This is a genomic window from Leifsonia sp. EB34 (assembly GCF_041260585.1).
In the GTDB taxonomy this organism is placed as follows: domain Bacteria; phylum Actinomycetota; class Actinomycetes; order Actinomycetales; family Microbacteriaceae; genus Leifsonia.
In genome coordinates, this window is the sequence record NZ_JBGCCV010000001.1 from 1,605,801 (window position 1) to 1,618,876 (window position 13,076).

The 13,076-nt window shown below is 68.6% G+C and carries 10 protein-coding genes and 1 tRNA gene; 8 read left to right on the forward strand and 3 right to left on the reverse strand.

Features of this window, described 5'->3' with window-relative positions:
* Positions 1-4: 4 nt before the first annotated feature.
* Positions 5-1,273, reverse strand: a complete 1,269-nt coding sequence (locus ABIA36_RS07735; RefSeq protein WP_369961711.1) for a saccharopine dehydrogenase C-terminal domain-containing protein — start codon at positions 1,271-1,273, stop codon at positions 5-7.
* 24 nt (positions 1,274-1,297) lie between these two features.
* Positions 1,298-3,034, reverse strand: coding sequence for an APC family permease (locus tag ABIA36_RS07740; protein WP_369961712.1), 1,737 nt, complete (start codon positions 3,032-3,034; stop codon positions 1,298-1,300).
* A gap of 323 nt (positions 3,035-3,357) precedes the next feature.
* Here ABIA36_RS07740 and ABIA36_RS07745 point away from each other — a divergent pair, with 323 nt between their 5' ends.
* Positions 3,358-4,362, forward strand: coding sequence for an AraC family transcriptional regulator (locus ABIA36_RS07745; RefSeq protein WP_369961713.1), 1,005 nt, complete (start codon positions 3,358-3,360; stop codon positions 4,360-4,362).
* Positions 4,363-4,738: 376 nt separating this feature from the next.
* A complete protein-coding gene (locus tag ABIA36_RS07750) occupies positions 4,739-5,467 on the forward strand; it encodes a hypothetical protein (protein WP_369961714.1) in 729 nt (242 codons plus the stop codon).
* A 148-nt stretch (positions 5,468-5,615) separates the two neighbouring features.
* On the opposite strand, the gene ABIA36_RS07755 is transcribed toward ABIA36_RS07750, so the two are convergent.
* Positions 5,616-5,699 (reverse strand) — tRNA-Leu (locus tag ABIA36_RS07755).
* 154 nt (positions 5,700-5,853) lie between these two features.
* On the opposite strand from ABIA36_RS07755, the gene ABIA36_RS07760 reads away from it, so the two are divergent.
* Genes ABIA36_RS07760 through ABIA36_RS07785 form a run of 6 tightly spaced genes read left to right on the forward strand, consistent with a single transcriptional unit; the run spans position 5,854 to position 12,965 of the window.
* On the forward strand, positions 5,854-6,567 hold the full coding sequence (locus ABIA36_RS07760; protein ID WP_369961715.1) for an FhaA domain-containing protein: 714 nt from the start codon (positions 5,854-5,856) through the stop codon (positions 6,565-6,567).
* A complete protein-coding gene (locus ABIA36_RS07765) occupies positions 6,564-7,163 on the forward strand; it encodes an FHA domain-containing protein (protein WP_369961716.1) in 600 nt (199 codons plus the stop codon). The genes ABIA36_RS07760 and ABIA36_RS07765 overlap by 4 nt, the downstream gene beginning before the upstream one ends.
* Positions 7,164-7,166: 3 nt before the next feature.
* A complete protein-coding gene (locus ABIA36_RS07770; protein WP_369961717.1) occupies positions 7,167-8,414 on the forward strand; it encodes a PP2C family serine/threonine-protein phosphatase in 1,248 nt (415 codons plus the stop codon).
* Positions 8,398-9,795, forward strand: coding sequence for an FtsW/RodA/SpoVE family cell cycle protein (locus ABIA36_RS07775; RefSeq protein WP_369961718.1), 1,398 nt, complete (start codon positions 8,398-8,400; stop codon positions 9,793-9,795). The genes ABIA36_RS07770 and ABIA36_RS07775 overlap by 17 nt, the downstream gene beginning before the upstream one ends.
* A gap of 3 nt (positions 9,796-9,798) precedes the next feature.
* On the forward strand, positions 9,799-11,253 hold the full coding sequence (locus ABIA36_RS07780) for a peptidoglycan D,D-transpeptidase FtsI family protein (protein ID WP_369961719.1): 1,455 nt from the start codon (positions 9,799-9,801) through the stop codon (positions 11,251-11,253).
* Entirely contained in the window at positions 11,250-12,965 is a 1,716-nt protein-coding gene (locus ABIA36_RS07785) for a serine/threonine protein kinase (RefSeq protein WP_369961720.1), read from the forward strand. The genes ABIA36_RS07780 and ABIA36_RS07785 overlap by 4 nt, the downstream gene beginning before the upstream one ends.
* Positions 12,966-13,076 lie beyond the last annotated feature (111 nt).

Sequence of the window (13,076 nt, forward strand, 5' to 3'; positions counted from 1 at the left end):
CGCTTCAGTGCTCCCGCAGCCCCCACGCCTGGCCGTAGCCGCCCTCGGCCTCCGGCCTGGCCATGAGCTCGAGGAAGGGCTGAGCCGGGAAGGCCTCCGGGCCGAGGACGCCGGAGCCCTGCCACGCGCCCGTCGCGAGGAGCTCGAGCGCGATCGCCGGGTTCAGTGCGGTCTGCCACACCACGCACTGGGACTGGTACTCGCGCATCGTCCACTCGTTGTCGGCGACATGGTAGAGGTAGACCTCGCGGTGCGCGCCGTCCTTGCCGGTTCCGGTGACCCACAGGCCGGCACAGGTCTTGCCGGTCATGCGGGGTCCGATGGTGGCCGGGTCCGGGAGGGAGGCTGCCACGACGTCCCGCGGGGCGACCTCCACGGGACCGGCGGCACTGCGGACGCGCAGGGGCGCGGTCGAGTCGAGACCGAGCAGGTGGAGGGTCTTCAAGACGCCGATGAACTCCTCGCCGAGGCCGTACTTGAAGGTGACGCGCTTCGCGTCGACCCAGCGCGGCATCAGCAGCACCTCCTCGTGCTCGACGTTGACGCACTCGACCGGCCCGATGCCCTCTGGGAAGTCGAACACCTCTGGCTCGCTGAACGGCGGCGTCGTGTACCAGCCGCGCTCCTTCTCCCAGACGACGGGAGGGTTCAGGCACTCCTCGATGGTCGTCCAGATCGAGAAGGAGGGCGCGAAGATCTCGTTGCCCTCGTCATCGCGGACGACGAGGTTCGCCCCGTCGCGCGTGCCGAGCTCGTCGATCTCGCTGAACAGCTCGTCCGCTGCGTAGCGGGCGAAGACGTCGGAGAGGCCCGGCTCCACGCCGATGCCCACCAGCGCGAGGCGCCCGGCGGCCTGCCACTCGTCCGCCTCCGCGAACTGGGCGTCGCCGAGCTTCACGCCCGTCTGCGCGTAGGGGTCGGTCGGGTGCGGGTGCGACAGGCTCATGGCCATGTCCAGGTAGTCGGCGCCCGCGTCCCGAGCTCCCGCGAAGATCGACTCCACGAACTTCGGCTCGACCGCGTTCATCACGTGCGTCGCGCCTGCGGCCTTGGCGACCTCCGCGACCGACCCGCTGTCGGACGCGTCGATCCGGGTCGCCGTGAACCGTGCGGCCACCTCCGCCCCGTGCCGTTCTGCGATCCAGTCGACGGCGGCCTGGGCGCGGCCCTGGTCGTAGTCGCTGACGACCACACTCTCGTAGAACGAGCGGCGCGCCAGGATCTTGGCGATGGCGTTGCCGACGCCGCCGGCTCCGATGAGAAGAATGCGCATGCTGGGGATCACTCCGGTTCGGTGTCAGACGTTTCGGGGGAGGCTCGGGTCCGCCGGCGGCAGGTCCGCCGGCTCGTCGACCGGCTCGAGGGTCTCCGCGTTGAGGGCCGTGCGCCCGGGCGGCAGGTTGGACAGGTCCGGCGCGATCAACGTCGGGAGCGTGCCGGAGTCGGGGAGGCCGAAGGTGGGCTCCACGCCGGCGGGCGACAGCACGAGGTCGTCGGAGCGTCGCGGCAGCGTGCGGCCCTGGAAGAAGTCGGGACGCACGATCCGCCAGATGATCAGGAGGACGGCGCCGATCAGGATGCCGCCGACGCCGACCACGGCCTCCGCGCCGATCCCGAAGATGGTCACGTTCTTACCGTTGGCGTCGGTGAGCCAGTCGGGCGCCGAGAAGCTGATCACCCCGTAGATGAACACCGCCAGCAGCATCAGGCCGCCCGCGAGCGGGAACAGGCCGCGCATGATCGCGTGGCGCGCGCTGCTGAACAGCGTCTTCCGGTAGAACCACACGCAGGCGAACCCGGTCAGGCCGTAGTAGAACGCGATCATCAGGCCGATCGACCCGATCAGTGCGTTCAGCAGGCTCACACTGATGGCCGTGAACACGAGGTAGAACACGGCGGAGATGAGCCCCATGCCGATGGTCGACCAGGTCGGGGTCAGGAACCGCGGGTGGATCCGGGCGAACTTCTCCGGGATGGCCTTGTAGACCGCCATGGACAGGGCCGTCCGGGCGGTCGGCAGGATCGTCGTCTGCGTGGACGCGGACGCGGAGGTCAGGATCGAGAAGCCGAGGAGCGTCATCAGGATGGCCCCGACCGCTCCCCCGCCGAACAGCGTCGGCCCGATCGCCGAGAACACGTCGGACGAGTTGGCCGGGTTCGCCAGCCCGATGCCCTTCGTGCCGACACCCGCGAACGCGACAGTGGCGACCGTGACCACGGCGTACGTGGCGAGCAGCAGCAGGGTCGAGATGATCGCCGCACGGCCGGGGGTCTTACCCGGGTCCTTGGTCTCCTCGTTCACCGAGACGGCGGTGTCCCAGCCCCAGTAGATGAAGATCGCGGTCAGGAGCGCCGGGGCGATCGTCTGCCCGAAGTCGAGGGTGAACGGGTTGAACCACGACCACTGCGGGATCAGCGAGTACGGCTCGGCGGTTCCGGTGTAGACCCTCACCAGCGCGAACGCGGCGAAGAAGATCAGGATGACGACCTCGAACGCGAGCAGCACGTACTGCACCCGCGCGGAGACCTCGATGCCGCGGTAGCAGATCCACGTCATCAGAGCGATCCACACCAGACCCGCGATGGTCACGGCGACCGTGTTGTTGGCGAGCGCGCCGACCGCCGGCAGCCCGAAGCCGCCCACGAACGTGAACGAGTATTGGCCGGCGATCTGCGCCAGGTTCGCCATCACGATCACGTCGGCGACGATGATGCCCCAGCCGCCCATCCACCCCGTCACCGGGCCGAACGCCCGCGTCGCCCAGGTGAAGGTCGTGCCGCAGTCCGGCTCCGCCTTGTTGAGCTCCTGGTAGGCGACGGCGATCAGGTACATCGGGATGAACGCCAGCAACACGATCCCGGGCGCCTTCACCCCCGCCGCCAGCGTTCCGCCTACGACGATGAACCCGAGGCTCGCAGCCAGGCTGTAAGCCGGCGCTGTGGACGCGACGCCCACCACCACGCTCGACACCAGACCGAGAGCGCCGCCCTTGAGACCCTTGTCGCCCGCTTCACGGACATCGGCTGTGGTCAACTGTCACCTCCATGAGAGACACCGCTCGCCACTGAGCGGCCGAAGGTCAGGCTAGCGGAGCACGAGGCGCCCGGAGGAGGACACATCCACCGGAACGAGGGCCATCTCCGGACGATCGGTATGGAGCCGTCGCCGACCGCGCATGGTGGGCGTGTCATCGCGACATGACAGGCAGGGCTGCGGGGACCAACGTAAGGTCTAACCCAGGCACCGATTTCGGGTGCCTCCTGTTCCAGCCAGAAGCCCGAACCGCGCTCAGCACAGGCACATGCACATGCACATGCACGCGATTCGGCCCAGCGGCCGCAGGCAGGAGTCAACACATGGGCGAGCCTTCGTTCCCTGTGCACACGGAAGCAAACGAGATGTTCGGCGGCCGCCGCATCCCGTGCCAACCTGATGTCGATGAGGTCCGTCGTGTCCTCTCAGATGTCTTCCTGCCGTTGGACTTCCCGTCCGTCAGGTCGACGAGCACCATCGACATGACCCTGAACGCACTGACGGGGGGGACGACCACGTGCGCCTTCGTTCGATTCCAGGACGCTGTGCGCATCGATACCGTGGAAGCGGCGAACTTCATTGTGAATATCCCCACGGCCGGCCGTGCAACAATGCGGGCGGCTTTTCAGGCTCCCGTATTCGGCACACCACGCACAGCCGCTGTCTTCACGCCCGGCAGACCCCTCGAACTCCACTTCGGTGGGAACTTCTCGCAGATCGCATTGATGATCCCGAAAGGCCAGCTGCAGCTCGAACTAGAGCACCTGCTCGGTGCCCGCGCCCGCCGCCCGCTGGAATTCGAGGCCGAACTGAACATCGACAGCCCCGGAGGAAAGTCGATCCTCCACACCGCCCACATCATCGACAGCGCCGCGTCGCAGGCGGCGGGCCCACTCACCCACCCGCTCGCCGTGCAACAGCTGGAGCGGAGCCTGATCCAGGCTCTGCTGTTCGCGCAGCCACACAACTACACGGCCGCACTGGCCGCCCCCGCACCCGCTGCGGGCACGCGACCCCTCGTGAAGGCGGTGGAACTGCTGCGCAGCGATCCAGCACATCCGTGGACTGTTGCCGAGCTTGCCGCGGAGGTATCGGTGAGCGTCCGCAGCCTGCAGGAAGAATTCCGCCGGTCACTGGACACGACCCCCACGACATATCTGCGCCGACTACGACTCGAGGAGGTGCAGCGTGAACTCTCGGCGGCAGAGCCCGGAACGGTCAGGGTGACGGACGTCGCCATGCGGTGGGGCTTCGTACACCTCGGCCGATTCGCGGCCGAGTATTCCCGCGCCTTCGGCGAGCGCCCATCGACGACCCTGCGTCGCTAGCTCGAGGTTCGGCGACGCGAGAAGCACGAAAGGCCGGCCCCGACGTTTCCCCAGACCGGCCTTTCTTCGTTCGTGGGCGGTTTTCACAATCTGGAGACCCACGCGGTGACTGGGCTGTTTGGGACCATACCGCGCGGTATTCCAGGCTCAGGGTCCGAAAGTTCCACGAGACCGCGCGATCCCAGTGATGGCGCGGGTGTTGCGACTCGACCGGTCACCCGAACCGGCGCATGTCGGGGCCGGTAAGCAGCACGCGGGACACACCCCGATCTGGGGTGCCACCGAGCGGACGGCTGGGCCGCTCGGTTCGCTACCGTGAATAGTCACCGCATCGGGCCGCTGCAGCTTGAGCGCACGCACTTCGACCGGGGGAAAGATGGAGAAGCTCATCGCCGCACTGCTGGTCGCCGGCGCCACGATCGCGCTCAGCGGCTGCACCGTCGGCGGTGACGACCGGGCCGCGCCCGCCCCACGACCCACGACGCACGCGGCCACGAGCACGCCGGCCCCCGCCGCGACCCCGGCCCCCACACCGAGTGTCGGGCCGGTCGTCCAGCCGACTCCTGCGCCCACGACGAACGCACCGTACGACAGCGGTTGGCGGTTCACGACCGCCGGGTACGGTCCGATCGAGCTCGGCAAGGACGCGACCGTCGTGCTCAACGATGCCCTGTTCACCAAGGAGCCGAGCGGCTGCATCGACCTGTACCACTGGTCCAGCGGCAACGGGCGCACCTCCGGGAAGCAGGAGTGGGAGCTCACCGTCGGCCAGATCGGCAACCGTGTCCGCTACGTGTACGCAGCCGTGGACAGCAAGGAAGCACAGCCGGAGAAGATCGATGGCGAAGCCCGGACCGACACCGGAATCACCTTCGGGTCCACGGTGACCGATCTCAAAGCTGCGTACCCGGGCATCCAGAAGACGAACGACACGTGGGACCCGCGCTACGGCGGGTACCGCGAGTGGACCCTCAACGCCACAGGTGGCGTCCTCGTCTTCAATACCAGCGGCGGAGAAGACAGTGACCACGACTGGGTGACCAGCATCCGTGCCGCGACGTCATGGGGCCACGATGCTGCCGGCGACATCCAGCCACTCTGCTGACACGCACCGCCTAAGTCAGCGGCACACAGAGACACTTTCTACTAGGCGTCTCAGCCTGTCCGAACCTCGTCCAGGCGATTCGACAGCGAAACACAAAGGGCCGGATCGACTTCACCAGTCGTTCCGGCCCTTCGCGTTCGTTCATTCGTGCGCGAGGGGGGACTTGAACCCCCACGCCCTTTCGAGCACTGGCACCTGAAGCCAGCGCGTCTGCCAATTCCGCCACTCGCGCGAACCCAGGAAGACTAACACGACAGCGTCTCCGACCACGAATCCACGGCCCCTTCCCGGAGAGGGCTTCACCTGTGAGCAAGCCGTGCGGGGGTGTCTTCCAGGGCGTTCCGACTAACATGCATGTAGCTGGCCAAGCCGGGAGCGGGAGACTAGTGGGCATTCTGGACAACTTCGAGCGGGGGCTCGAGCGCGCCGTCAACGGCGCGTTCGCGAAGACCTTCCGTTCCGGGCTGCAGCCCGTCGAGCTCACCGCTGCCATCCGCAAGGAGATGGACACCAAGGCGGCCGTCGTCGCCCGGGACCGCGTGCTCGCGCCGAACCGCTTCGTCCTGAGGATGTCCGCAGCCGACTTCGCGCGCATGAGCTCGATGGGCGCCGCGCTCACCGATGAGCTCGTGTCATTCGCCCAGAAGCACGCCGCCAGCCAGCATTACGCGTTCGCCGGCGGCCTCTCCATCGACCTCCGGGAGGACCCGGACATCACCGTGGGGATGCTGCAGATCGACTCCGAGAACGTGAAGGGCGACGTCGCCTGGACGCCGGTGCTCGACATCGACGGGCGGCACTACCCGCTCACCAGCGCCCGCACGGTCGTCGGCCGCGGTCAGGATGCGGACATCACGGTCGAGGACACCGGAATCTCCCGGCGGCACGTCATGATCACCTGGGACGGCCGCCGCGCCCAGGTGGAGGACCTCGGCTCCACCAACGGGTCGACGCTGAACGGGCAGCCGGTGAAGAAGGCGATCCTCGAACCCGACTCCGTCGTCACCATCGGCCGCACCCGCATCGTCTTCCGGGTGCTCCCGCAGGCGGCGCCCTCCTCCGGCTCCCCGCAGGGCGACAACTTCTGGAGCGCCTCGTGAACCCGAGCGAGCTGACCCTCCTCGTACTGAGGTTCGGCTTCCTGCTGCTGCTGTGGCTGTTCGTGTTCGGCATCGTCTACGCCCTCCGCACCGACCTGTTCGGCCAACGTGTGCGCAAGCTGCCGGAGTCGCAGGCGCCCGCCTCGCCGTTCCCGGCGCCTGCGGCCGCTCCGGTCGCGGCTCCCCTGGCGTCCGCCGCCCCCGCCCCCGCCGGCCCGACCGAGCCGGTGATGAAGCACGCCCCCGTCTCCACCCTCCCGGCCGGCGCGAACACCGCCGTCGGCGGCACGAACGCGAGCGTCCAGACGGCCCACCGCCTGGTCCTCACCTCCGGCCCGCGCGCCGGCACCGAGCTCGCGCTCGGCCGCGACCCCATCACCATCGGCCGGTCCAGCGAGTCCGGCCTCGTCATCCGCGACGACTACACCTCCACCCACCACGCCCGCCTGCTCCTGTGGAACGACGAGTGGATGATCCAGGATCTGGACTCGACCAACGGCACCTTCCTCGACGGCCGCCGCGTCACCGTCCCGACCCAGGTTCCGCTCGACACCCCGATCAAGATCGGGACGACCACATTCGAGCTGCGACGGTAACCCGTGGCAGGCAATCGGGCAGCGGCCGTCTCCCACGTCGGGAAGATCCGCGCGAACAACCAGGACTCCGGCTACGCGGGTCGTGAGTTGTTCGTGGTGGCCGACGGCATGGGCGGCCACGCCGGCGGCGACGTCGCCAGCGCGATCGCCGTCAACCGCATCCGGGAGGCCGACGGCGAGTACCAGACGGCGTCCGAAGCCGAGTTCGCCCTCCAGTCCGCGCTGATCGCCGCCAACTCACTGCTCGCCGAGACGGTTTTCGAGCATCCCGAGCTCACCGGGATGGGCACAACCGTCAGCGCGCTGATGCGGGTCGGCGACCAGATGGCCATCGCCCACATCGGCGACTCCCGCATCTACCTCTTCCGCGACGGCGAGCTCAGCCAGGTCTCCGTCGATCACACCTTCGTGCAGCGCCTGGTCGACAGCGGCCGCATCACGGAGGAGGAGGCGATGGTCCACCCGCGCCGCTCCGTGCTGATGCGGGTGCTCGGCGACGTCGACGCCTCCCCCGAGATCGACACCCTCATCCTCGCCACCAAGCCGGGCGACCGCTGGCTGATCTGCTCGGACGGGCTCAGCGGCGTCGTGAAGCACGACGACCTGATCGCCGCCCTGTCCGCGCGCGACGCGCCCAAGCAGGTCGCGGACAAGCTCGTCAAGCAGAGCCTTGACGCCGGCGCGCCCGACAACGTCACCGTCGTGGTCCTCGACATCGCGGACGTGGCCCGCGGCGATGTCGTGAAGGAGCCGATCACCGTCGGCTCTGCATCCGTTCCGCTCCAGTTCGGCGAGCCCAAGCCGGCGACCCGTGCCACGCGCCTCCCGACCCTCCGCCTCCACCCGGTGCGGCCGGCCACCGGCCCGACGCACTTCGAGCCGCAGTCCGACGACTACCTGGACGAGCTGATCGAGGAGGACGAGCGCCGTGCGCGCCGCCGCCGGCTCACCTGGATGATCGGGCTGGCGGCGCTCGTCGTCGCGATCGTGCTCGCCGTGCTGCTCGGTTACCAGTGGACCCAGTCCCGCTTCTTCGTCGGCTCGTCGCCCGCCGGCAAGGTCGCGATCTACCAGGGCGTTCAGCAGAATCTCGGGCCGATCGTGCTCTCGCACGTGTACGAGGAGTCCAACGTGACCGTGAAGCGCCTCCCGCAGTACGACAAACAACTCGTGCAGCAGACCATCAACGCGGACGACCTGGCGGCCGCCCGAGCGATCGTGGACCAACTGACCGATGCCGCAAGACACTAGCGTGAGCGAGCGGAAGCAGGCCAGGCCGGCCACCGGCCCGGTGAGACGACTGCGCCTGCCCGCCAAACAGCGCAACCTCGAACTGTTCCTGCTGCTCATCGCGTGCGGCATCAACGCGGTGGCGGTCGTCCTGGTGCAGCTCGGCGCGCTGGGCCACCTCGACCTCACGCTCGTCTACCTCGGGGCCGGCCTGGCCGCCCTCGTGATCGGGATGCACATCGCGCTGCGGATCGTCGCCCCGCAGGCCGACCCGTTCCTGCTCCCGATCGCCACGGTGCTCACCGGGCTCGGGATCGCGGAGATCTACCGCATCGACATCCACTTCAAGGACTCCGGCTGGGAGAGCGCGGGCGTCAAGCAGATCGCCTGGGCCGCCATCGCCATCGCGTGCGCGATCGCGGTCATCGTCGTGATCCGCAACCACCGCGTCCTGCAGCGCTACACCTACATCTTCGGCCTGGCCGCGCTCGTGCTGCTGCTCCTGCCGATGCTGCCCGGCATCGGCAGGGAGATCTACGGCGCCCGGGTGTGGATCGGCATCGGCCCGTTCAGCTTCCAGCCCGGCGAGCTCGCCAAGCTCTGCCTCGCGGTCTTCTTCGCCGGCTACCTGGTGCAGGCCAGGGACTCGCTCTCGATGGTGGGCCGGAAGTTCCTCGGCATCCGCTTCCCGCGCGGCCGCGACCTCGGCCCGCTGCTGATCGTCTGGCTGATGTCGATGGCCGTCATCGTGTTCCAGCGCGACCTGGGCACCGGCCTCCTGATCTTCGGGCTGTTCCTCGTGATGGTGTACGTCGCCACCGCCCGGATCAGCTGGGTCATCCTGGGCGTCCTGCTGATCGGCGGCGGTGCGATCGTCGCCAGCCAGCTCCTCCCCTACGTGCACGACCGGTTCGCGAACTGGCTCGACCCGTTCTCCCAGAAGGTCTACGACGCGCAGGGCGGCAGCTTCCAGCTCGTCCAGGGCCTCTTCGGCCTCGCCCACGGCGGCCTGATCGGGACCGGGCTCGGCCAGGGCCAGCCGTGGGTCACCCCGGTTTCGCAGAGCGACTACATCATCGCCAGCATCGGCGAGGAGCTCGGCCTGGCCGGCCTGTTCGCGATCTTCGCGCTGTACCTGGTCTTCGTGGCGCGGGGCTTGCGGATCGGCTTCGCCGGCCAGGACGACTTCGGCAAGCTGCTCGCCGTCGGGCTGTCGTTCACCGTCGGGCTGCAGTGCTTCATCGTCATCGGCGGCGTGACGCGCGTCATCCCGCTGACCGGCCTGACGACGCCGTTCCTCGCGGCGGGAGGCTCGTCCCTGGTGGCCAACTGGATCATCGTGGCGCTGCTGCTGCGGCTGTCCGACACCGTCCGCAACCAACCCCGTCTGGTGGTGAGCTGAACGATGAATCGCGAGATCAAGCGAGTCAGCACGATTGTGCTGGTGATGTTCCTGGCACTCCTGGTGTCCACGTCGATCCTCCAGGCGTTCCAGGCGGACAGCCTGGCCGCCGACGCGCGGAACACCCGCGCGCGCAACGACAGCTACGCGGCCCAGCGTGGCGCGATCCTCGTCGCCGGCCAGCCGATTGCGCAGTCCGTGCCGTCGAACGACGTGTACAAGTGGCAGCGCACATACAGCAACGGTCCGCTCTACTCGGCCGTGACCGGCTTCTACCCGGTCAACGGCGAGGCGACCGGTCTGGAGGGCGCCCTCGACGACCGGCTGTCCGGCACGTCCAACTCGGCGTTCTTCGAGCGGATCAACTCGATCCTCACCGGCAAGAACCCTCAGGGCGCGTCGGTGGAGACCACGATCAACCCGAAGGCGCAGCAGGCGGCCTGGGACGCGCTCGGCAACCACCAGGGCGCGGTGGTGCTCCTGGAGCCGAAGACCGGCAAGATCCTCGCGATGGTCTCCAAGCCCACCTACGACCCGAACATGCTGGCCTCCCATGACACGGCGGCCGTCAACACGGCCTACCAGCAGCTCCTCGACACGTCGGGCAGCCCGCTCACGAACCGCACCATCGGCGGCAACCTCAACCCGCCCGGCTCCACGTTCAAGCCGGTGATGAGCGCGGCCGCCTTCGGAACGGGCCAGTTCACCAAGGACAGCCAGCTCCCGAACGTGGCCGCCCTGCCGCTCCCGAACTCCCCCACAGTCGTCAAGAACGACTCGCTGACCACCTGCGGCCCCGGCGCGACCGTGTCGATCGCGACCGCGCAGATCCTCTCCTGCAACATCCCGTTCGCCGAGCTGGGGATGCAGCTGCAGCCGCAGGTCATCAAAGACCAGGCCGACAAGTTCGGCTTCAACCAGTCGCTGAGCATCCCGATCCCGGTCGAGAAGAGCGTCTACCCGCTCTACACCGACCCGGCGGAGCGGGCGCTCGGCTCGTTCGGCCAGAAGGACGACCGCGCCACCCCGCTGCAGATGGCGATGGTGTCGGCGGCGGTCGCGAACGGCGGAAAGCTCATGACACCGAACCTGGTCGACTCGATCCGCTCGTCGGATCTGCAGCCGATCGAGACCTTCCAGCCCCAGCAGTTCTCAGAGCCGATGAGCCAGCAGAACGCCGACACCATCAAGCAGATGATGGTCGACGGCGTCGATCACGGCGTTGCGAGCAATGCAAGAATAGACGGGGTTCAGGTCGGGGGTAAGACGGGGACGGCGCAGAACGGCGCGACCGACCCATACACCCTGTGGTTCACAGGATTCGCGCCGGCGAACGACCCTCAATTCGCTGTGGCGGTAGTCGTTGAAAATGGCGGTGGACTCGGTCAGAGCGGCACGGGGAACTCCGTCGCCGCACCGATCGCGAGAAAAGTACTAGAGGCGGTGCTGAATAAATGAGACCCACAGCAGGGCTCACCTTCGGAGGACGTTACGAGCTGCAGTCGCGCATCGCGATCGGCGGCATGGGCGAGGTCTGGCAGGCGACCGATCTGGTCATCGGCCGCACCGTCGCGATCAAGATCCTCAAGGACGAGTACCTCGGCGACCCCGGCTTCCTCGAGCGCTTCCGCGCGGAGGCCAGGCACGCCGCCCTCGTCAACCACGAAGGCATCGCGAACGTCTACGACTACGGCGAGGAGGACGGCAGCGCCTTCCTCGTGATGGAGCTGGTGCCCGGCGAGGCGCTCTCCACCATCCTCGAGCGCGAGCATGTCCTCAGCACCGACCGCACCCTCGACATCGTCGCGCAGACCGCCGCAGCGCTGCACGCCGCCCACGCCGCCGGGCTGGTCCACCGCGACATCAAGCCGGGAAACCTCCTGATCACGCCGGACGGCCGGGTCAAGATCACCGACTTCGGCATCGCCCGCATCGCCGACCAGGTGCCGCTCACCGCCACCGGCCAGGTCATGGGAACGGTGCAGTACCTGTCGCCCGAGCAGGCCTCCGGCCACCCGGCGTCGCCGACCACCGACATCTACTCGCTCGGAATCGTCGCGTACGAGTGCCTCGCGGGCCGCCGGCCGTTCACCGGCGAGTCGCAGGTCGCCATCGCGATGGCGCAGATCAACGAGGCGCCGCCGGAGCTGCCGGCCACGGTCGCCGAGCCGGTCCGCAACCTCGTCTTCGCCTGCATCGCCAAGAACCCCGCCGACCGTCCCGCCTCGGCGGCGCACCTGGCACGCGCGGCGCAGGCGCTGCGCCGCGGCGACATCCGCGCCGCGGCCGCCTCGGTCCCCGCCGTGCTCGGCGCAGCGGTCGCCGCCGACGCCGCGACAGTGCTGATGACCTCCCCCAATGCCGCTCCGACGCAGGCGACGACAGTGCTTCCCGCCGCCGCTGCCGGAGCCGTGGTCGAAGAGGAGACCGAGGAGCCGGTCGAGGAGAAGAAGCGCAGCCCGTGGACGTGGCCGCTGATCGCCCTCATCGCGCTCCTGGCCCTGGTGCTCATCGGAACGATCATCGCGCTGCTCGCCCAGCCCAAGACGCCCGCTCCGACCTCGACCGCTCCCCCGGTCGTCCACACGACGCCGCCGCCGGCGCCGTCGCCGACACCGACGCCGACCGACACGAGCACCACCGTCCAGATCAACGAGGGCGACTACCTCGGGCTCACCGCCGATCAGGCCCGGCAGAAGCTCCAGGGCGTCGGAATGGTCGCCGATGTGCAGACCGGCTCCGCGGCGTCCTCGGCCGGTCAGGTCAACACGGTGTATTCGGTCAACCCGACCGGCCCCGTGCAGAAAGGCACGACGATCACCGTCAAGGTGTACGGACCGGTGACCCCGATCCCGACGCCGAGCGACACGGTCTCGGCCAACCCGCCGTCGGGTCAGGGAGCGGCCAACTCGCCGATCACGGTGTCGTTCGGCTCGGCGACCTGCCCGGCGGGCCAGACCCTCACCGGGCGCGCCCTGTACGTCGACGGCAAGCAGCAGCAGCCGGTGAACGACTCCAAAACTACGTGGACGCCGACGGCAGCAGGCAATTACACGTTGAGCTACACCATCTTCTGCAACCAGGGCGAGTCCGTGGAGTCCGCCCAGTCGCCGACGACGCCCTACACGGTCGTCCCCACCGGCGGCGCGACCTCGCTGCCGACCCCGTGACGGGAGCCGCACCGCACTGACGACGGGCGGTCTCCCCCCGCCCGGGGGAGACGTCCAGAGTCGGCCCGCTACACTAGCCGTCAGCCACCAGCCACCACCCGAGAAGGAGCC